The following is an 18,853-nucleotide window of genomic DNA, read 5'->3' on the forward strand; positions in this document are numbered from 1 at the left end:
GCCTCTTTGCACGTATTTTGGAGCAGCCGGAGCGCCATGGGCGAGATTCGCGACTTCAAGTCAGGCCGACCACAGTCCGACAATACGCAGCCTCCGGGCACCTCAATGCCGCGGCGCCTGGCGGCGATCGTCGCCGGCGATATCGCCGGCTACAGCCGGTTGATGCAACTCGACGAAGAGGGCACGCATACCCGCGTCAAGCGGACCTTGCGCGATCTCGTCGAGCCCACCATTGCCGAGCACCATGGCAAGCTGGTCAAGACCACCGGCGACGGCTTCATCGCGATGTTCGATAGCCCGGTCGAGGCCGTCCGGTGCAGCATTGTGATCCAGCAGAACATGATCGGCCGCAACGCGGCGATCGCGCGGGATAACTGGATCGAGTACCGGATCGGCGTCAACCTCGGCGACGTCATCATCGAGCCCGACGACATCTATGGCGACGGCGTCAACGTGGCCTCGCGCCTGGAAGGGATTGCGGCGCCCGGTGAAGTCTTCATCTCGGGCGGCATCTACGAGCAGATCAAGCACAAGATGGTCTGCGGGTACGAATCGCTCGGCGACAAGAAGGTCAAGAACATCACCGATCCGGTCCGGGTCTATCGGGTGCTGCCGGATGCCGCCGCGTACCAGCGGACCCGCCGGCGCCGCGAGTCGATCCTGCTGACGCTGCTCGGTTTGGCGATCGCCGTCATCGCCGGCGGTGTGCTCTGGTACATGCTGGCGCAACCGCGCGGCAAGCCGGCTGACGTGGCGCAGGCGCCTCCGCCGCCGGTGGCATCGCCCGCCGTCCAGCCGCCGGCCCCGAGCCCGGCTCCGGCGCCAAGCCAGGCTGCAAGTCCGGCCCCCAGTGCCACGCCGACGCAGCAGGCGTCACCTGCCCCTTCGGCAAGCCCTGCCGTCACGACGCCGGAGCCCGAAATGGTCTCGCTGCAGGGCGGCAGCTTCTCGATGGGCAGCAATGACGACCCGTCGGAGCGGCCGATCCGCAAGGTGACGGTCAAGCCGTTCGCGATGGGCAAATACCCCGTCACCGTGCGCGAATGGAATGCGTGCGCGGCGGCCAAGGCCTGCGGCTTTACGGCCAGCGGCAAGGACGACGTTCCGGTCACCAATGTGAGCTGGAGCGATGCGAAGCAATACGTGGCGTGGCTCGCCGAGGCGACGAAGAAGGCCTACCGGCTTCCGAGCGAGGCCGAATGGGAATATGCGGCGCGCGGCGGAACGCAGTCGAAGTACTGGTGGGGCGACCAGATGCAATCGGGCCATGCCGGCTGCAAGGATTGCGGCGGCGACGCCGCAGCCGAGCAGCCGGTCAAGGTCGGCAGCTTCAAGCCGAACCCGTTCGGCCTCTACGACATGGGCGGCGGGGTCGATCAGTGGGCCGAGGATTGCTGGCACCGGAATTACCAGGGCGGCCCGGCTGACGGTGCGGTGTGGTCCGGTGGCGACTGCGCCTCCCATGTCATCCGTTCCGGTTCCTGGAAGAATGACGCGCGCTATGTGCGTCCGGCCAATCGCGACAATTACGACACCAATGTTCGCTACCCGACCCACGGTTTCCGGGTCGCGCTGTCTCCCTGAGCGATCGTCCGCAATCGCCAGGTTTCATGGAGGGGCTATGAAAAGTGCAGGCCTGATCATGTTCGCTGCGGCGCTAACGCTGCTCGCTGCCCCGGCCGTTGCGCAAAACAAGCCGGCAGGGAAAGACACCAAACTGTATTTCATCTGGCCGCGTGACGGCGCCAGGCTCAAAAGCCCGTTCGCGTGCCGCTTCGGGCTGCGCAACATGGGCGTCACCCATGCCGGCGACGAGTACCCGAACAGTGGCCATCATCACCTGCTGATCGATGTGGCCGAGCCGCTGAATCCGAATGAACCGATCCCGTCCGACAAATCTCATCTGCACTTCGGCGCGGGCCAGACCGAGACGCAGCTCGACCTGGCGCCCGGCAAGCATACCCTGCAGCTGGTGCTGGGCGACGCCAAGCACTATCCGTTCAACCCGCCGGTCGTTTCCGAGAAAATCACCATCCGGGTCAAATAGACCGATACGGATATCTCCCTTGCGCGAACCGCAGCTTGCGCAAAGCGGTCGCGTGCGGTTTGTTGCGCGCCGCCGGACAGCAAGACCGGCGTGGAGGACGTCCGATGTCGTCTCGACTGCTGCGTCTGGCTGGCCTCGTTCTGGGAGTGATTGTGATGGCCACATCAGCGAACGCCGACGCCTTGAAGGATCAGATCGCGCCGACCGGAAAGCTCCGCGTCGCGATCGCGATCAGCCCGGCAGGCGGCGCGTTCTGGTCGACCAGGACCGACAATGGCTATGCCGGCGTTCCCGTCGATCTCGGCAAGGCGATGGCTGCGCAGCTCGGCGTATCAGTCGAATATGTCGTGCATCAGAATTCCGGCCAGATCACCGACGCGGCGGCGAAGGGCAGCTGGGACGTCACCTTCCTGCCCAAGGATCCCGAGCGCGAAACCAAGATGACGTTCGGGCCGGTCTACGAGGTCGCCGACGCCACCTATATCGTCAGGCCCGGTTCCAAAATCACGAACTTCGCTGCGCTCGACCAGGACGGCGTCAAGGTCGCCGCCGTCAACAACACCACGACCATGCGTGGTGCGATCGCGCATCTCAAGCATGCCAAGGTCACCGGCTATCAGACCTATGACGAGATCTTCCATCTGCTGGAGAACGGCGAGGTGGACGCGTTCGCGCTGTCGCGCGACCAGCTCATGGCGATGGCGAAGAAGATCCCGGGCAGCTGCGTGCTGGACGAGACCTTCAAGCAGACCGTCACCGCGGTCGCGGTGCCGCTCGACCATCCGCTCGCCGCGGCGTTCGTCGCCAAGTTCATGACGGATGCGATCGCCAACGGCACGCTGCGCAAGGCCTATGACGCCAACGGGCTGAAGGACACGCCGGTGCGGACCGGGGTGAAGTGACGTCGCGCGGCGCTGCGCATAGACTCTCTCTCCGTCACCCTCAGGAGCCGCGCAGCGGCGTCTCGATGGGTCGACGGCCACTAGCCGGGCCGTTCATCCTTCGAGACGCGCTTCGCGCTCCTTAAGGATGACGGGGTGGAGATGCGCGCATCCAACGTGGGCGACATCTGGGCATGCTGCATAATTCCGCGCCATCGCGCCGGACGGTTCCGGTGCTGGCTATCTAACTCATTGTATTGATATTGATTTTTGTCCCGTCGGCGCCGTCGCCGCTTGGCACATCCATTGCTTTTGCTTCTATCAGTCAATGACGACTGCCGTTTCTCCGGATGGCCGAAGCCAGTGCTGGCCGAGGTGAGGGGACCAAGGCGCCCGGACCGGGCGCTGCGAGCAATCGTCAACCCCGATCTCCCCGGACGGACGAGCATTTCAACCAACCCGCGTCGCTACCGGCAGGCAGCCGGCGCGGCCAAATTGCGCAAGGGGAATTTACGAATGGCCTATCTCGCACCGTCCGAGTTCGTCACCAAGATGGTCGACGCCGGCGAATCCAAGATCTTCATGTCGACGCGCGACACCGTGATCCGCGCCTACATGGCCGGCGCGATCCTCGCCCTGGCGGCCTGGTTCGCGGTGACGATCAACGTCAACACCGGGCAGCCGATCGTCGGCGCATTGTTGTTTCCGGTCGGCTTCGTCATGCTCTATCTGCTCGGCTTCGATCTGTTGACCGGCGTGTTCGTGCTGTCGCCGCTCGCACTGCTCGACAAGCGTCCGGGCGTCACGCTCGGCGGCGTGCTGCGCAACTGGGGCCTCGTTTTCATTGGCAATTTCGCCGGTGCGCTCACGGTCGCCTTCATGATGGCGTTCGTGACGACGTTCGGCTTCACGCAGGAGCCCGACAAGGTCGGCATGACCATCGGCAACGTCGGTGAGGCGCGAACACTGGGCTACGCGGCGCATGGCGCGGCGGGCATGGCCACCCTGTTCATCCGCGGCATGCTCTGCAACTGGATGGTCTCGACCGGCGTCGTCGGCGCCATGATCTCCACCACGGTGCCCGGCAAGGTGATCGCGATGTGGATGCCGATCCTGGTGTTCTTCTACATGGTGTTCGAGCATTCGGTGGTGAACATGTTCCTGTTCCCGTCGGGCTTGATGCTGCATGCGAAGTTCTCGATCATGGATTACCTGATCTGGAACGAGATCCCGACCGTGCTCGGCAATCTCGCCGGCGGTCTCGCCTTCACCGGGCTGACGCTCTACACCACGCATGTGAAGACGGCGCCGAAGCGCCAGCGCCTCGCGGCTTGATCCTGAGGGGCTTATGGGGCTCTCCTGTCACGGAGAGCCCTATTCGCATCGGGACGGTCGATGCCGCGCGCGCTGAAAATATCGGTCGGGCAATTCTCTGATCAGGGCCGCAAGGACACCAATCAGGATTTCCACGGCGTCCTGATCCCCGACGAGCCGCTGCTCGGCCTGAAGGGCATCGCCGTGGTGCTCGCCGACGGCATCTCCTCGAGCAGCGTGAGCCGCATCGCCGCCGAGTCCGCGGTCAAGAGCTTCCTGACCGACTACTATTGCACCTCGGAATCCTGGTCGGTGAAGACCTCGGCGCAGCGGGTGCTGGAGGCGACCAATTCCTGGCTGCACGCGCAGACCCGGCGCAGCCAGAACCCCTACGACAAGGACAAGGGCTATGTCTGCACGCTCAGCGCGCTGGTGATCCGCTCGACCACGGCGCATCTGTTCCATGTCGGCGACAGCAGGATCTACCGCGTCGCCGGCAACAGCCTCGAGCAACTGACCAACGACCACCGCGTCGTGATCTCCTCGCAGCAGAGCTATCTCGGCCGCGCGCTCGGCGTGAACCCGCAGCTCGAGATCGACTACCAGAATCTCCCGCTTGCGCGCGGCGACACCTTCCTGCTGGTCACCGACGGCATCTACGAGCATGTCTCGGCGCGCCAGCTCGCGAAGACGATCAGGGACGGTGCCGCCGACCTCGATACCGCCGCGAAGTCGATCGTCGCGCAGGCCTATGACAACGGCAGTCCGGACAATCTCACCGCGCAGATCGTCCGGATCGACGAATTGCCTGACGGCGACGCCAGCGAGGTGTTCGGCCAGCCGAGCGAGCTGCCGCTGCCGCCGCTGCTCGAGGCGCGGATGCTGTTCGACGGCTACCGGATCGTGCGCGAGCTGCATGCATCGCACCGCAGTCATATCTATCTCGCGGTCGATGAGGAGAGCGGCGCCACGGTGACGATCAAGATCCCCTCGATCGACCTGCGCGACGATGGCGCCTATCTGAAGCGCTTTGTGATGGAGGAGTGGGTTGCAAGAAGGATCGACAGTCCGCATGTGCTGAAGCCATATCTGCCGCAGCGCAAGCGCAATTTCCTCTATGTTGCGATGGAATATATCGACGGCCAGACCCTGACGCAGTGGATGACGGACAATCCCGCGCCCGCGCTGGAGACCGTGCGCGACGTCACCGAGCAGATCGCAAAGGGGCTGCGCGCGTTCCACCGCAAGGAGATGCTGCACCAGGACGTCAGGCCCGACAACATCATGATCGACAACACCGGCACGGTGAAGATCATCGATTTCGGCTCGACCCGGATCTCCGGCGTTGCCGACGCGGTGCCCGCGGGTGTCGAGGACATTCTGGGCACCCAGCAATACACCGCGCCGGAATATTTCCTGGGCGAGGGCGGCACCGCGCGCTCCGACCTGTTCTCGCTCGGCGTCGTGACCTATCAGATGCTGACCGGACGCTTGCCCTATGGCGCGCAGATCGCGCGGGCCCGGACGCGATCCGATTTCAACCGGGTGGTCTATCGTCCGGCCGCGCATCGCAGCCGCGCGATTCCGAACTGGGTCGACGGCACGCTGGAGCGCGCCGTGCATCCCAATCCGCTGAAGCGCTACGACAGCTTTTCCGAGTTCCTGTTCGACCTGCGCAATCCCAACGCCAAATATCTGACGACGTCATCGACCCCGCTGATCGAGCGCAACCCGGTGCTGTTCTGGAAGTCGACCACGCTGCTGCTGGCGCTGGTCGTCGTGCTGCTGCTGGCTTACGGTGCGCATCATTTGCGGTAGGGGCTCCAAATCCGCCAATCTATCTCCGTCATCCCAGCGACAAAGGCGAAGCCTTTGCGCGGGGATGACGGGGATAGAGTTGGCGATGCCTCGCTAATGCGTCGCGCCCGCCGCAATCGGATCCAGCCCGCTCTTGACCAACGCGTCGTGTGCATCCGATGACGCGAGGAAGCTGATCAGCGCCTTGCCGGCCTCACGCTCCTTCGAGACAACAGCGATCCCGGCGGAGAACACCGTGATCTTCTGCAACGGCTCGGGCAGCGGGCCTATGATGTCGATGCCGGCGACCGGCTTCAGCTCCGAGATCTGTTGCAGGCCGATCTCGGCCTCGCCCTTGGCGACGATCTCGCCGACCGGGGTCGCTGGGATCATCCGCGCCTTGTCCTTCATCTGGTCGGCGATGCCGAGCTTTGCGAACATCTCGGTCGAGACATAGACGCCGCTGGCGCTGTCGGAATAGGCGACCGATTTCGCCGTAAGCAGCGCCTGCTTGACGCTGTCGGCCGAGCTGATGTCCGGCTTCGGCGCGCCGGCTTTGACCGCGATGCCGATCGGCGACTTCACGAGGTCGACACGGCTGTCGGCCACCACCTTGCCCTGCTTGATCAGGTCGCCGAGCGCATAGCCGACCATGATCAGCACGTCGGCCGGCTCGCCACGCTCCAGCCGCACCGGAATCGCATTGGTCGTGGTGCCCATCGACGGCCCGAAGGCGGTCACCACCTTGTGCCCGGTCTTGCGCTCGAACTCCGGCACCAGCGCCTTGTAGGCCGCGGTCAGCCCGCCCGAGATCATGACATGGACTTCGGCGGCGGATGCGGCGGACGTGAAGGCGAGGGCGCCGATCAAGGCGAGCGCGAGGGTACGGAAGGCGGTGGCGCGCATGGAGTTTCTCCCTGGACGATTCTTGGGGCGCGGGGGTCGTCGTGGCCGGGACACTACTGCGCGTGGGGATGCATGGCTAGCCATCCACCGTCATGGCGAGGCGTGCAACGACGGGAGGTAGGAATTCGTAGCCCGGATGAAGCGCAGCGTAATCCGGGGCCGGCTTCTCCGCGGAAACACTTTCCCGGATTGCGCTGCGCTTCATCCGGGCTACGGGATCGCCGTCACGAATTCACATGCACGAAATCGCGCAGCAGCGGGTAGATCTCGGTGTTCCAGCGCTTGCCGGAGAACACGCCGTAATGGCCGACGCCGGCCTGCATGTGATGCACCTTGCGATAGGTGCGCACGCTGGTGCAGAGATCCTGGGCGGCGAGCGTCTGCCCGATCGAGCAGATGTCGTCCTTCTCGCCTTCGACTGTCATCAGGCCCATGCGCCGGATCGCCGCCGGGTTCACCGCGCGGCCGCGATGCATCAGCATGCCCTGCGGCAGCAGATGCTCCTGGAACACGTCGCGCACCGTCTCGATGTAGAACTCCGCCGGCAGGTCCATCACGGCGAAATATTCGTCGTAGAAGGTCTTGATCACCGCGGCCTTGTCGGTCTCGCCCTTGGCGATGTGGTCGGCGAGGTCGATGTGCTGCTTGATGTGGCGCTCGAGGTTCATCGACACGAACGCCGTCAGCTGCACGAAGCCGGGATAGACCTGACGCAACGCGCCCTTGCACTGCATCGGCACGTAGTTGATCAGATTGTCCTCGAACCACTTGATCGGTTTGCTCTTGGCGAATTCGTTCACCTTGGTCGGCAGGACCCTTGTGTCGATCGGCCCGGCCATCAATGTCAGCGACGCCGGCCGCGCCGGATGATTGTCCTCCGACATGATCGCGGCGGCCGCCAGCGCCGAGACCGACGGCTGGCAGATTGCCACCATATGCGCGCGCGGGCCGAGCTGGTCGAGGAAGTCGATCAGATGATCGGTGTAGTCCTCGAGCCCGAAGCGGCCCTCGCTGCGCGGGATGTCGCGCGGATTGTGCCAGTCGGTGATGTAGACGTCGTGGTCCTGCAGCAGCGTCTTCACGGTGCCGCGCAGCAGCGTCGCGAAATGTCCGGACATCGGCGCCACCAGCAACAGCCGCGGCTGCTCCGGTCCGTCCACCTTCCTGAAATGCAGCAGCGAGCCGAACGGCGTCGCGTAGGCGACCTCTTCGGTCACCTGGTATTCCCTGTTGCCTGAGGACACGCTGCCGATGGCGTAGTCGGGACGGGCATAGGTCAGGGTGGAGCGGGAAATCAGCTCGAGCGCGGCGGCGAGCCGGCCGAAGGTCCGGTCGGACGTGCCCCGCGGCACCAGATTGAGATAGCGCAAGGCCGCCGCGGCACCGGTCCGCCACGGTGCCGTGAAGTCCATATGGTTCTGATAGGCCTGGTACAGCATCGACATCATACGCATCCGCCCCTGCCTGGCTCGCTATGCAATATCGACGCCAGAGGCGGGCCGGCTGCCCGGCAAATTGGCACGTGGCTTGCTGCAAAAACGAACGGCTCCGGGCGCGCGGCGGCCGGACCGGCGCGCGGTATCCGGGAGTTCAGGACGCGTTCAGGCGTGAGGATCCGATATGGCGAAAGCGACACTCACCATCAGCAGCAAGAATTACTCGTCCTGGTCGCTGCGCGGCTGGCTGCTGGTGAAATTCGCCGGGCTGGACTTCGAGGAGGTGGTCACCGCACCCGATGACCCCTCGGCGCGGGCCGAATTGCTGCTGCTGTCGTCGTCGATCCTGGTGCCCTGCCTGCGCCATGAAGGCGCGACCGTCTGGGATACGCTGGCGATCGGCGAGTATCTCAACGAGATCATGCCGCATGCCGGGCTGTTGCCGGAGGACCGGATCCAGCGCGCGCATTGCCGCTCGATCTCGGGCGAGATCCATTCCGGCTTCACCACGCTGCGGTCCTCGCTGCCGGTCAACCTCAAGGGGCATTTCCCCGGCTTCAAGATCTGGTCGCGCGCGCAGGCCGATATCGACTGCGTCTGCACCATCTGGCGCGACTGTCTCGGCATGTCGGGCGGGCCGTTCCTGTTCGGCGAACGCCGCACCATGGCGGACGCGATGTATGCTCCCGTCGTGACCCGCTTCATGACCTATGACGTCAAGCTCGACCCGGTGCTCGCGGCCTATGCCGGCACCATCATGGGGATGGGCGAGATGCAGCAATGGATCGAGGCCGCGAAGGCGGAGCCCGCCGACGTCGAGGAGCTCGAGGTCGAATATTAGGCAGCCGCTCGTCCGGCCTGCCCGCGCCGGCGGCTCAAGCTCAAGGCAAGCCTTGCTCAATCGACGTGCCCTCCGCGCCGGGGACGGGCTGTGCGCGGCTTGCCTGCCCGCCAGCCGGCGAACGCAAATATGCGCCTTGCGCCAGATGCTTCGCCGGCAATGCCAGCATATCGCGAGACCCAGCGCCGCGGCCCGACCGGGCTGGCAAGGATTTCGCATAGCAATATTCGAGCTGTGACCGCGACGATGCGACGCTGCCGAAAATTTGGACGCCAAGCCGCGCCGCGATCTCGCGAACACGAGAACCGTGGAGGCTTGAAATGAACCAGCACGCCATCGTCAGCAAATTCTCCCACGTCAAACCCGGCGACACCGACTTCAAGGGCGGAGGTCTGCGCGACTTCTTCCTGTATCGCGACCTTGGCATCGCCGATGCCACCGGCGGGCAGGTGATCTGCCATCTGGTCAAGGCCAATCCCGACATGCCGCCGGAGCAGGGCACCGGCTGGCACAAGCATCTGTGCGATTTCCAGATCGTCATCATGACCAAGGGCTGGGCGCGCTTCATGTACGAGGACAAGGAGACGCTGGTCGAGGCCGGCGACGTCATCCATCAGCGCCCCGGCATCACCCACTATCTGTTCGATTACTCGAAGGACATGGAATATCTCGAGATCGTCAGCCCTGCCGATTTCAAGACCGTGGACGTGCCGCCGGCGACCGAGACGGTGCCGCCGATCACGCCGTGGAAGTGAACGTGAGAGGGGATCGCAAATGTCGTCTGCGGAGGAGTTAACCTTTGTCGTCGGCCGCTGGCTGCGGCCGATCGTCATGCTTCTGTATGTGGTGCGCCGCATCGGACTGATGACCACATCTAGCCGTGAACAACGGAGTACGTTGCTCGATCAGTGATTCGGACGCGGTTCGTTCCATCCGCGTTCCAAATCTTAAAGTCCGGCGCGAGCGCGTCGCGTTTTGAAACAGCGCGCTCGTCCGCCTTCAGGCCGCTCCGGCCTGTTTGAGGCGCGGCATCCGCCAGGCGATGACGTTGACTTCCAGCGGGCCACCGGTTGCGTCATTGCGCCACTGGCCGTCGATGAAACGGCAGGCGAACGGCAGCTGATACGTTCCGCTGTGATCCTCGCAAAGCACTTCCACGCGTTGTTCCGGCGAAGGTTCGCCGTTGCCATCGAATTGCGCCAGACGTTTTTCGCGCGTTGCCATGCGATCTATCTCCACTGCCCAAGGTCGAGCCAAACGGGTCGAACCAAACAAGTTCCGAAGGCCCCCGTCCCCACGAGTAGTCCCCGTAATGAATCAAGCACACCGCTCGAATGCGGTTTCAGTGTGGTATGTCTGCCCGGCTTTCAGCGTCGTGAGCACAAAACTGTGAATGACGCATATGATTGGGGATGCCGATGATCGCTCGTTCCGTTCTTGTCCTGGTTGCGCCGATTGTATTTTGCGTGACTACAACCGTGCATGCGCAGGACGTTCCCGGCATCGAGATCTGCACCGTCGAGAAGACCATGGAGCGGCGCACCAGCTGCCTGCAGAGCAATGTCGATTTCCTGCAGAAGACGATCAGCAAGCTCACAACAGACCATCAGCAGAAGCTCGATGCCGCCAACCGGCAGATCGCGAGCTTGCAGAGCGCGGCGGCTAGCCTGCAAAAGCTCGTGGCCGATCTGCAAGCGGCGCAGCTCAAGCTGACTGAGGACATCAAGAAGAAAGCCGATGCGCCGGCGGCCAAGGATGCGACACCGGCCGCGAAGGACGGGACAAAGTAGGGATCGTCATTGCGAGCCAACGGGTCACGCGAACGCGCGCCCGACGACGGGCTCCGCGAAACAATCCATTCCACCGCGTATGCGGTCCGATGGATTGCTTCGCTTCGCTCGCAATGACGGGGCGGGCGTACTTGCGCCCTCACGCCACCCGATACTTCTCCATCACGTCGCGGTCCGGCTCGTAGCCGAGCCCCGGGCCCTGCGGCACGGCGACGCGGCCGCTGGCGTCGACGTCGATGCGGTCGCCCCACAGGCAGGCAGGGCGTTTCATGAAGAACATTTCGATCAGCCCTGCGTCGCGGATCGCCATCAGATGCAGCGTGGCGAGGAAGCCCGGCCCGAAATAGGGCGAGTGCGGAATCACCTGGACGCCGAACTCGTCGGCGAGCACGGCCACGCGCAAGAATTCGGTGACGCCGCCGACCTTGATCACCGACGGCTGCGCGTGACTGACGGCGCCCGCGGTCATCATCTGGCGGAATTGATGCACGGTGCAGGCGTTCTCGCCGGCGGCGATATCGAGCCGGCCTTCCCGTCGCACCTCCGCGAGCGTCGCAAAATCCTCCGGCGGCCAGACCGGCTCCTCCAGGAACAGCGGCGCCGCCTGCTTGCAGTCGCGGGCGAACTGGATCGCCGCCGGTCCGTCCAGCGGGCAATTCATGTCGACCATCAACGGCACGTCGGGGCCGATCGCCTCGCGCGCCGCAGTGACGGCGGGCACGGTGGTCTCGTGCAGCTTGATCGCGGCGTAACCGAGCTTGATCGCCTTCTTGCATTCGGCGGCGATGTACGCGGGATTGCCGATCCGCATCAGGCTCGCATAGGCCGGGATCGCGCTGCGCTTGGCACCGCCGATCAATTGATGCAGCGGCACGCCCTTCACCTTACCGGCGAGATCCCACAACGCGATGTCGAGCGCCGAGATCGCAAACATCGTGATGCCGTAGCGGCCGAACAGGTGCAGATTGCGCTGGATCTGCTCCATCGCGGCGGGGATTTTGGCGGCGTCGGGCACCTCCAGGCCGCGGGCCTGCGGCGCGATCATTTCGGCCACCGCCATGCAACTCGTCTTCGGGCAGACATAGGCGAAGGCATCGCCCCAGCCGGTCAGGCCGGCATCGGTCGAGACCTCGACCAGCACCATGTCGAGCGCCGAGATCGCGGACGCGCCCTGGCGGAAGCTCGCGGGTCCAGCGTCATAGGGAATGCGGATATGGTGGGCGCGGACGTCGGTGATCTTCATTGTTGTTGTCCTTCCGATCGCAGGACGTGCCTGGAGCCGTATTGGCCGGACAGTTCAGCCTCGAGAAGGCGTCGCTGGGCTCGCCCGGGTTCCGGCCATCCCAAATCTTGCTTGTGACAAGTCTTGCGCGTGATGAGCGTGACAAGTTTTGCGCGTGAATCGTGTCGAAGACGTGGATGCCCGGCGCACGGCCGGGCATCGCAAAGCCCAAAGTTGCGGCAAAAGCTTTAGCTGCTCTTCTCGCCACTCATGACCGGGCCGAACCGCTCCCAGCTTTCGCCCTTGAAGCGCATCAGCTGCAATTGCTCGATCGGTGCGTAATCGTCCGGCCCGGTCTTGATCTTGGTGCCGGGCAGATAGATGCCGATCTCGAAGTTGAGGCTGGCCGCCTGCTTCATCAGGTTCTCTCGGGTAAGGTTGTCGCCGCATTGCCGCAACACCTGCTCCAGCCCCTTGGCGACGCCGTAACCGAACACGGTCGAGGCGTCGTTCTGATCACCCTCGGGGTACCATTTGGTCATGAAGGCACGCCACTCGTTCATGGCCGGATCGTTCTTCCATTCGTGATCCGCCGGATCCTTCAGATACTGGGTCGAGAGGATGTTCTGGCTCGCCTCATAGCCGGCCGGCTTCATCACGCCGCCGATCGAGACCGAGACGTTGGTCAGGAACTGGACCGGATGCCAGTCGAGCTCGGCGGCCTTCTTGATCGCCTGCGCCGCGAATTTCGGCGTCGCGATGTTGACGAAGATGTCGGGGTTGGCACCCTTGATCTGCACGATCTGCGAATCCACCGTCGGCGACGAGGTCTCGTAGGAGGATTCGACGACGATCAGCTTCTTGGCCGCATCGCCGAGACCTTCATGCAGGCCGATCAGATAGTCCTTGCCGAAGTCGTCGTTCTGATAGAGCACGCCGATGGTCTTGCCGGGATATTTATCGAGGATGTACTTGGCGTAGATGCGCGCCTCGACCTGGTAGCTCGGCTGCCAGCCCATGGTCCACGGAAAGTTTTTCGGATCGTTCCACTTGGCGGCGCCGGTGGAGACGAACAGCTGTGGCACCTTCTTGGCGTTCATGTATTTCTGGATCGCCGTGTTGCCCGGCGTGCCCAGCGGATTGAAGATCAACAGCACCTCGTCGCTTTCGACCAGCTTGCGGGCCTGCTCGACCATCTTCGGCGGGCTGTAGCCGTCGTCGTAGGAGACGAAGTTGATCTTGCGGCCGTTGATGCCGCCTTCGCTGTTGAGCTTGTTGAAATAGGCCGCCTCGGTCTTGCCGATGGTGGCGTAGGCCGAGGCCGGGCCCGAATAGGGCATGATGTTGCCGACCTTGATCTCGGTGTCGGTCGCGCCCGGATCGTATTTCTTCTGCGCGCTGGCGGCGCTGGCGACGGCGATCGTCAGCAGCGCGGCAAGCGCCGCAGACTTGGCGCAGTTGGCATAGCTCGAACGGTGGTGATGCATCCTTGTCCTCCCTGACATGCTGGCCGCGGCTCGTGCAGTCTTGATTTTCGGGCAGCTTGATGAGCCGTCGGATCGATGCAACTGCGAGTATGCACGATTGCAACGCTGTTGCCAGCGACGGCTTTGCGGTAAAATTTCGCGGAGCGGAACCAGGGTTTCGCCGCTGCGCAGCAAGGACTGTCAAATGCGCGCGCCGCAGCCATGCATGATGCCGGAGCTTTGCAGGAAGGCCGTCGTCCAATGAATCCAGCCCAGAAGGCGCTCTGGTACATCGAGGGCCACCTCCACAGGTCGCTGACGCTCGACGACATCGCTGCCGTCGCCAGGGTCTCGCGCTTCCATCTGGTGCGCGCGTTCGCGGAGGCGACCGGGTTTTCGGTGATGCGCTACGTGCGGGCGCGCCGCCTCAGCGAGGCCGCGCGCGAGCTCGCGGCCGGTGCGCCCGATATTCTCACGCTGGCGCTGGATGCGGATTACGGCTCCCACGAAGCATTCACCCGTGCGTTCCGCGACCATTTCGGCGTCACGCCCGAAACGGTGCGTGCGACGACGTGCCTGACCAAGCTCAAGCTGCAGGAGCCGATCACCATGATCTCGACCGCTCTCGATCACATCGATCCGCCGCGCATTGAGACGGGGAGGGCCTTCCTCGTCGCCGGGCTCGGCGAGCGCTACAATCACACCAATGACAGCACGGCCGGCATTCCGAACCAGTGGAGCGGCTTCCACCAGCAATCCGCGCATATTCCGCGCCGGGTCGGCATCGGCGCCTATGGCGTCTGCTGCAACGGCGACGACGCCGGCAATTTCGACTACATCGCCGGCGTCGAGGTCGCCGATTTCTCCGACCTGCCGCGCGAGTTCGCGCGGGTCCGGATCCCGGCGCAGAAATACGTGGTGTTCAGCCACGCCGACCACATCTCCACCATCCGCCGCACCGTCAACACGATCTGGAACAGGTGGCTGCCGCAATCCGGCCTGAAGGTCGCGGATGCGCCGAACTTCGAGCGCTACGACGAGAAGTTCGACAAGAACACCGGCAATGGCGGGCTTGAGATCTGGGTGCCGGTGGAGGAGTAGGCGCGCGCTGGTCCGGCAATCTCTGGCGTCGTCCTTGCGAAAGCAGGGACCCATAACCACCGATGCAAGTTGTCGCGCGGCGCTGGGACCACGATCTCCTTCACAATCAAATTCGGTGGCTATGGGTCCCGGCTTTCGCCGGGACGACATTGTGGGTGCGGCGAGCCTAATGCGATCTTGCCAGGCAGAACGCGACGACCTGTTCCAGCGCCGTTTTCATCGGCGAGGGCGGGAACAGTGCCAGCGCGTCGACGGCCATCGCGCCGTAGTGCTGGGCGCGGCTGATGGTGTCTTCCAGCGCGCGGTGCTTGGTCATCAGGCCGATGGCGTGGTCGAGGTCGGCCGATCCGATCTCGCCGCGCTCGAGCGCGCGGATCCAGAACTTGCGCTCGGTGTCGTTGCCGCGGCGGAAGGCGAGCACCACGGGCAGCGTGATCTTGCCCTCGCGGAAATCGTCGCCGACATTCTTGCCGAGCTTGGCGGACTTGCCGCCATAGTCGAGCACGTCGTCGACGAGCTGGAAGGCGATGCCGAGATTCATGCCGACCGAGCGGCAGGCGGTCTGCTCGGCCTTCGGGCGGTTGGCGATCACGGGGCCGACTTCGCAGGCGGCGGCGAACAGCTCGGCGGTCTTGCCGCGGATCACGGCGAGATATTCGTCCTCGGTGGTCGCGGTGTTCTTGGCGGCGGCGAGCTGCATCACCTCGCCCTCGGCGATGGTGGCGGCCGCCGCGGAGAGAATGTCGAGCGCACGCAGCGAGCCGACCTCGACCATCATGCGGAACGCCTGGCCGAGCAGGAAGTCGCCGACCAGCACGCTGGCCTCGTTGCCCCACAGCATCCGCGCGGACAATTTGCCGCGGCGCAATTCGCTCTCGTCGACCACGTCGTCATGCAGCAGGGTCGCGGTGTGCATGAACTCGACCGCGGCGGCGAGCTTGATATGGCCGTCGCCGGAGTAGTCGGCGAGCTGGGCCATCGCCAGGGTCAGCATCGGGCGCAGCCGCTTGCCGCCGGAGGAGATAAGGTGGTTGGCGACCTCGGGGATCATGGTGACTTCGGAGCCGGTCCGCGAAAGGATGGTCGCGTTGACGCGCTCCATGTCGGCGGCGACAAGTCCCACCAGCCCGTCGATCGAAGCATTGGACGGGCTTTCGAAGGGTACAATAACCGCCACGCTGGTCTCCAATTTTGCCGAATTCGCACTATCCTCAGCTATAACAATAGAAACTGCGAAGGTTTGCGGCAAGGCCTCGAAGTTGTTGACATGTGGCGCAAGTGCCGCAAGGCCGGGGCGACAGGAGAGCGTATTTTGCGGGAATTGGTACGGACCAATGACATGGTGCTGGTCTCCGCGATCGGCGCGCTGCTCGACAGCGCTAACATCCATCATCTGGTGCTGGACCAGAACATGAGCATCATCGAGGGCTCGCTCGGCGTGCTGCCGCGGCGGATCCTGGTGCATGAGGACGACAACCAGGAGGCCCGCCAGCTCTTGACCGATGCCGGCCTTGGCCACGAATTGCGGGCCGATGATTAAAGCGTTTTCAAGCGAGGTGGATCCCGGTTCGCGTGATGAAAACGCGTCAAAAAAGGCGTCTTGGGCCGCCGAGATCACCGAGGACGGATTCCTCGGCGGGCAATTGCGGCTGCGGCAGCCCCGCAGCGGCCATCGGGTCGGCCATGATGCGATCCTGCTCGCCGCGGCGACGCCGGCGCGATCGGGCGACCGCGTCGTCGATCTCGGCGCCGGTGTCGGCGCCGCCGGGCTTGCGGTGGCGCGGCGGGTCGGGGGGATCGATCTGGTCCTGGTTGAAATCGACCCGGCATTGGCCGAACTGGCCCGGAATAACGCCATCGCCAACGCGATCAAGGCCGACGTGATCGTGCTCGATGTCGAGGCCGGCGCGTCCGCGTTCGATGACGCCGGCCTCGCGCCCGACAGTGCCGATGTCGTGCTGATGAACCCGCCGTTCAACGATTCCACCAGGCATCGCGCCTCGCCGGATGGCGTACGGGAGCGCGCCCATGTCGCGACCGCGACCACGCTGGCGGCCTGGGTTCACGCGGCGCGGCGGATTCTCAGGTCGAACGGGCAGCTTGCGATGATCTGGCGGGCCGACGGGATCGCCGAGGTGCTGGCCGTGCTGGACCGCGGCTTCGGCAGCCTCGAGATCCTGCCGGTGCACGGCGAGGCGGCGTCGCCGGCGATCCGAATCCTGGTGCGGGCCACCAAGGGCGGCCGGGCGCCGACGCGGCTGCATGCCGCGCTGCTGCTCAATGAAGCGACAGCTGTGCCCAATAAATGGGTGGAGGAGATCTTGGCTGGGAAAGGAGAATTGCCGCTGGCGCGGCGCTGACGGGCAGCAAACCTGCCCGCGTCACTGGCACTAAATTACTGCGAGGCCGTTTCCGACTGGCGGTCCGGCCTCGATGTGAAGTGGATCGCCGTCAGGAGCGTACCGATCAGCATAATCAGCAGATAGATCTTCATGAGTCCCTCTCCGCCGCGAATTGCAACCCCAATGACAAAACCCCAATGGCAAAATGCAAAACGCGTTCCACGGAATCCAATGACAGTGGCGTGATAAAAAGTGGTTAATTCGAGGTAACGGCATGAGTGAACAAATAAGTGATCACCAAGTACATTCCGGAGGACGTTCGGGACTGCTCGATCGTGTGCAGGGAATGTTGCCGGCACGTTTCCGGCGCGGCATGGCCGTGGTGCCGGTGGTGCGGCTGTCGGGTGTGATCGGCGCGGTGACGCCGTTGCGGCCCGGCATGACGCTTTCGGGCGTTGCCAAGATGCTGGAGCGCGCCTTTGGCACGCGTAATGCCAAAGCGGTGGCGCTGGTGATCAATTCGCCCGGCGGCTCGCCGGTGCAGTCACGGCAGATCTATCTGCGCATCCGGCAATTGGCCGCCGAGAAGAAGCTGCCGGTGCTGGTGTTCGCGGAGGATGTCGCGGCCTCCGGCGGTTACATGATCGCGTGCGCGGGTGACGAGATCTATTGCGACCCGTCCTCGATCCTCGGCTCGATCGGCGTGGTCGGCGGCAGCTTCGGCTTCCAGGAGGCGATCAAGAAGATCGGGGTCGAGCGGCGGCTGTACACGGCCGGCAGCCACAAGGCGATGCTCGATCCGTTCCTGCCGGAGAACCCTGATGACGTCGCCCGGCTGAAGACGATCCAGCGCGAGATCCATGCGACCTTCATCAACCTGGTGAAGCAGAGCCGCGGCAGCCGCCTGAAGGCCGCCGACGACGTGCTGTTCACCGGTGAATATTGGGCCGGCGAGACCGCGATCGGTCTCGGGCTCGCCGACAGCATCGGCGATCTCCGCTCCGTCTTGCGGGCCCGCTATGGCGAGAAGGTGCTGACCCCGGTGATCGCGCCCGCCAGCGGCATGCTGTCCGGCCTGCTCGGCCGCAGGGCGCCCGGGGCGGGGTCGCTGGCGCTGGACGGGCTGGCCGGCTTGCCGGACGATCTGATCTCGGCGCTGGAAACAAGGGCGATTTGGGCCAGATTCGGGCTCTGAACACGGGGATTTGAGCGCGCCATTTAGCCCTAAAACCGCGATTGCGGCGCAGCCCGCCTTGCGCAAGAATGGCTGCCATTGGGGGCCTGACAGACGTGAACGACAAGGATCGACCGATGCCGCCGCTGATTGCATTCGCAGGCGTCCTGGGTGGCCTGGCCGTGGTCCGCTGGGCATACAAGACGGCCATTCGGATCAACCAGGAACTGGAAGAGGCGCGATTGTCCCGCGTGGCCGAGGCCTCGCGTGCGAGCGAAATCAAGACCCTGCGCCGCGACCCCGTGACCGGGGCCTATCGCCTGGGCTAGCGCTTGGATCTCCCTCGCCCCGCTCTTGCGGGGAGAGGGCTGGGGTGAGGGGCTGTTTCCGCGAACTCGAAAGACGAGAGTATGCGGAGAGTCCCCCCTCACCCGAAATCCGCGCGTTGCGCGGATTTCGACCTCTCCCCGCAAGCGGGGCGAGGTAAGAGGCCGCCGAAACATCCCCCATCGCCTTGATTCCATTGGCCGCCGCCG

19 protein-coding genes are annotated in these 18,853 nt (G+C 64.3%); 13 read left to right on the top strand and 6 right to left on the bottom strand.

Annotation, left to right across the window (positions count from 1 at the left end; translation table 11 throughout):
- Positions 1-36: 36 nt before the first annotated feature.
- The 5 genes from BRSPCE3_RS28480 (at position 37) to BRSPCE3_RS28500 (ending at position 6,060) form a co-directional block, all read left to right on the top strand.
- Positions 37-1,584, top strand: coding sequence for an SUMF1/EgtB/PvdO family nonheme iron enzyme (locus tag BRSPCE3_RS28480; protein WP_244069664.1), 1,548 nt, complete (start codon positions 37-39; stop codon positions 1,582-1,584).
- Between the two features lie 58 nt (positions 1,585-1,642).
- Positions 1,643-2,047 carry a DUF4399 domain-containing protein gene (locus BRSPCE3_RS28485; RefSeq protein ID WP_375709971.1) on the top strand — a complete coding sequence of 135 codons (405 nt, stop codon included), beginning with the start codon at positions 1,643-1,645 and terminating at the stop codon, positions 2,045-2,047.
- Positions 2,048-2,202: 155 nt separating this feature from the next.
- Complete coding sequence (locus BRSPCE3_RS28490; protein WP_244069666.1) at positions 2,203-2,949, top strand: transporter substrate-binding domain-containing protein; 747 nt, start codon at positions 2,203-2,205, stop codon at positions 2,947-2,949.
- A 495-nt stretch (positions 2,950-3,444) separates the two neighbouring features.
- The gene (locus tag BRSPCE3_RS28495; protein WP_050629990.1) at positions 3,445-4,263 is read left to right on the top strand and encodes a formate/nitrite transporter family protein; all 819 of its coding nucleotides are present in this window, start codon (positions 3,445-3,447) and stop codon (positions 4,261-4,263) included.
- A gap of 60 nt (positions 4,264-4,323) precedes the next feature.
- Entirely contained in the window at positions 4,324-6,060 is a 1,737-nt protein-coding gene (locus tag BRSPCE3_RS28500) for a bifunctional protein-serine/threonine kinase/phosphatase (RefSeq protein WP_244069667.1), read from the top strand.
- Between the two features lie 93 nt (positions 6,061-6,153).
- Here BRSPCE3_RS28500 and BRSPCE3_RS28505 read toward each other — a convergent pair whose 3' ends face one another.
- The gene (locus tag BRSPCE3_RS28505; protein ID WP_244069668.1) at positions 6,154-6,945 is read right to left on the bottom strand and encodes an extracellular solute-binding protein; all 792 of its coding nucleotides are present in this window, start codon (positions 6,943-6,945) and stop codon (positions 6,154-6,156) included.
- Between the two features lie 224 nt (positions 6,946-7,169).
- Entirely contained in the window at positions 7,170-8,393 is a 1,224-nt protein-coding gene (locus BRSPCE3_RS28510; protein WP_244069849.1) for a polyhydroxyalkanoate depolymerase, read from the bottom strand.
- A 172-nt stretch (positions 8,394-8,565) separates the two neighbouring features.
- Here BRSPCE3_RS28510 and BRSPCE3_RS28515 point away from each other — a divergent pair, with 172 nt between their 5' ends.
- Positions 8,566-9,222, top strand: a complete 657-nt coding sequence (locus BRSPCE3_RS28515) for a glutathione S-transferase (RefSeq protein ID WP_244069669.1) — start codon at positions 8,566-8,568, stop codon at positions 9,220-9,222.
- Between the two features lie 320 nt (positions 9,223-9,542).
- Positions 9,543-9,977 (top strand): cupin domain-containing protein, encoded by a 435-nt coding sequence (locus BRSPCE3_RS28520; protein WP_244069670.1) that lies wholly within the window; start codon positions 9,543-9,545, stop codon positions 9,975-9,977.
- Positions 9,978-10,221: 244 nt separating this feature from the next.
- Here BRSPCE3_RS28520 and BRSPCE3_RS28525 read toward each other — a convergent pair whose 3' ends face one another.
- Positions 10,222-10,446 carry a hypothetical protein gene (locus BRSPCE3_RS28525; RefSeq protein ID WP_244069671.1) on the bottom strand — a complete coding sequence of 75 codons (225 nt, stop codon included), beginning with the start codon at positions 10,444-10,446 and terminating at the stop codon, positions 10,222-10,224.
- 194 nt (positions 10,447-10,640) lie between these two features.
- On the opposite strand from BRSPCE3_RS28525, the gene BRSPCE3_RS28530 reads away from it, so the two are divergent.
- On the top strand, positions 10,641-11,012 hold the full coding sequence (locus tag BRSPCE3_RS28530; RefSeq protein ID WP_244069850.1) for a hypothetical protein: 372 nt from the start codon (positions 10,641-10,643) through the stop codon (positions 11,010-11,012).
- A 139-nt stretch (positions 11,013-11,151) separates the two neighbouring features.
- Here BRSPCE3_RS28530 and BRSPCE3_RS28535 read toward each other — a convergent pair whose 3' ends face one another.
- The gene (locus BRSPCE3_RS28535) at positions 11,152-12,255 is read right to left on the bottom strand and encodes a mandelate racemase/muconate lactonizing enzyme family protein (RefSeq protein WP_244069672.1); all 1,104 of its coding nucleotides are present in this window, start codon (positions 12,253-12,255) and stop codon (positions 11,152-11,154) included.
- A gap of 227 nt (positions 12,256-12,482) precedes the next feature.
- The gene (locus tag BRSPCE3_RS28540; RefSeq protein WP_244069673.1) at positions 12,483-13,721 is read right to left on the bottom strand and encodes an ABC transporter substrate-binding protein; all 1,239 of its coding nucleotides are present in this window, start codon (positions 13,719-13,721) and stop codon (positions 12,483-12,485) included.
- A 240-nt stretch (positions 13,722-13,961) separates the two neighbouring features.
- Here BRSPCE3_RS28540 and BRSPCE3_RS28545 point away from each other — a divergent pair, with 240 nt between their 5' ends.
- On the top strand, positions 13,962-14,801 hold the full coding sequence (locus BRSPCE3_RS28545) for an AraC family transcriptional regulator (RefSeq protein ID WP_244069674.1): 840 nt from the start codon (positions 13,962-13,964) through the stop codon (positions 14,799-14,801).
- Between the two features lie 166 nt (positions 14,802-14,967).
- Here the strand turns inward: BRSPCE3_RS28545 and BRSPCE3_RS28550 are convergent, their stop codons facing one another.
- Positions 14,968-15,978 (bottom strand): polyprenyl synthetase family protein, encoded by a 1,011-nt coding sequence (locus tag BRSPCE3_RS28550; protein ID WP_244069675.1) that lies wholly within the window; start codon positions 15,976-15,978, stop codon positions 14,968-14,970.
- A 135-nt stretch (positions 15,979-16,113) separates the two neighbouring features.
- Here BRSPCE3_RS28550 and BRSPCE3_RS28555 point away from each other — a divergent pair, with 135 nt between their 5' ends.
- From BRSPCE3_RS28555 to BRSPCE3_RS28570, 4 genes are all read left to right on the top strand, one after another.
- A complete protein-coding gene (locus BRSPCE3_RS28555; RefSeq protein ID WP_244069676.1) occupies positions 16,114-16,341 on the top strand; it encodes a DUF2007 domain-containing protein in 228 nt (75 codons plus the stop codon).
- Positions 16,334-17,161, top strand: a complete 828-nt coding sequence (locus BRSPCE3_RS28560; protein WP_244069677.1) for a tRNA1(Val) (adenine(37)-N6)-methyltransferase — start codon at positions 16,334-16,336, stop codon at positions 17,159-17,161. Before BRSPCE3_RS28555 ends, BRSPCE3_RS28560 begins: the two co-directional genes overlap by 8 nt.
- A gap of 256 nt (positions 17,162-17,417) precedes the next feature.
- The gene (locus BRSPCE3_RS28565; RefSeq protein WP_244069678.1) at positions 17,418-18,338 is read left to right on the top strand and encodes a S49 family peptidase; all 921 of its coding nucleotides are present in this window, start codon (positions 17,418-17,420) and stop codon (positions 18,336-18,338) included.
- A gap of 116 nt (positions 18,339-18,454) precedes the next feature.
- Positions 18,455-18,646, top strand: a complete 192-nt coding sequence (locus tag BRSPCE3_RS28570) for a hypothetical protein (RefSeq protein ID WP_244069679.1) — start codon at positions 18,455-18,457, stop codon at positions 18,644-18,646.
- Positions 18,647-18,853 lie beyond the last annotated feature (207 nt).

The sequence above is a fragment of the Bradyrhizobium sp. Ce-3 genome, assembly GCF_022835695.1.
Classification (GTDB): Bacteria; Pseudomonadota; Alphaproteobacteria; order Rhizobiales; family Xanthobacteraceae; genus Bradyrhizobium.

Bases quoted from the DNA above. Each gene is read 5' to 3' on its own strand.
- BRSPCE3_RS28480 (WP_244069664.1), top strand. From the start codon at position 37: ATGGGCGAGATTCGCGACTTCAAGTCAGGCCGACCACAGTCCGACAAT.
- BRSPCE3_RS28540 (WP_244069673.1), bottom strand. From the start codon at position 13,721: ATGCATCACCACCGTTCGAGCTATGCCAACTGCGCCAAGTCTGCGGCG.
- BRSPCE3_RS28490 (WP_244069666.1), top strand. From the start codon at position 2,203: ATGGCCACATCAGCGAACGCCGACGCCTTGAAGGATCAGATCGCGCCG.
- BRSPCE3_RS28535 (WP_244069672.1), bottom strand. From the start codon at position 12,255: ATGAAGATCACCGACGTCCGCGCCCACCATATCCGCATTCCCTATGAC.
- BRSPCE3_RS28565 (WP_244069678.1), top strand. From the start codon at position 17,418: ATGAGTGAACAAATAAGTGATCACCAAGTACATTCCGGAGGACGTTCG.
- BRSPCE3_RS28570 (WP_244069679.1), top strand. From the start codon at position 18,455: ATGCCGCCGCTGATTGCATTCGCAGGCGTCCTGGGTGGCCTGGCCGTG.
- BRSPCE3_RS28510 (WP_244069849.1), bottom strand. From the start codon at position 8,393: ATGATGTCGATGCTGTACCAGGCCTATCAGAACCATATGGACTTCACG.
- BRSPCE3_RS28505 (WP_244069668.1), bottom strand. From the start codon at position 6,945: ATGCGCGCCACCGCCTTCCGTACCCTCGCGCTCGCCTTGATCGGCGCC.
- BRSPCE3_RS28525 (WP_244069671.1), bottom strand. From the start codon at position 10,446: ATGGCAACGCGCGAAAAACGTCTGGCGCAATTCGATGGCAACGGCGAA.
- BRSPCE3_RS28545 (WP_244069674.1), top strand. From the start codon at position 13,962: ATGAATCCAGCCCAGAAGGCGCTCTGGTACATCGAGGGCCACCTCCAC.
- BRSPCE3_RS28485 (WP_375709971.1), top strand. From the start codon at position 1,643: ATGTTCGCTGCGGCGCTAACGCTGCTCGCTGCCCCGGCCGTTGCGCAA.
- BRSPCE3_RS28500 (WP_244069667.1), top strand. From the start codon at position 4,324: ATGCCGCGCGCGCTGAAAATATCGGTCGGGCAATTCTCTGATCAGGGC.
- BRSPCE3_RS28495 (WP_050629990.1), top strand. From the start codon at position 3,445: ATGGCCTATCTCGCACCGTCCGAGTTCGTCACCAAGATGGTCGACGCC.
- BRSPCE3_RS28560 (WP_244069677.1), top strand. From the start codon at position 16,334: ATGATTAAAGCGTTTTCAAGCGAGGTGGATCCCGGTTCGCGTGATGAA.
- BRSPCE3_RS28520 (WP_244069670.1), top strand. From the start codon at position 9,543: ATGAACCAGCACGCCATCGTCAGCAAATTCTCCCACGTCAAACCCGGC.
- BRSPCE3_RS28515 (WP_244069669.1), top strand. From the start codon at position 8,566: ATGGCGAAAGCGACACTCACCATCAGCAGCAAGAATTACTCGTCCTGG.
- BRSPCE3_RS28530 (WP_244069850.1), top strand. From the start codon at position 10,641: ATGATCGCTCGTTCCGTTCTTGTCCTGGTTGCGCCGATTGTATTTTGC.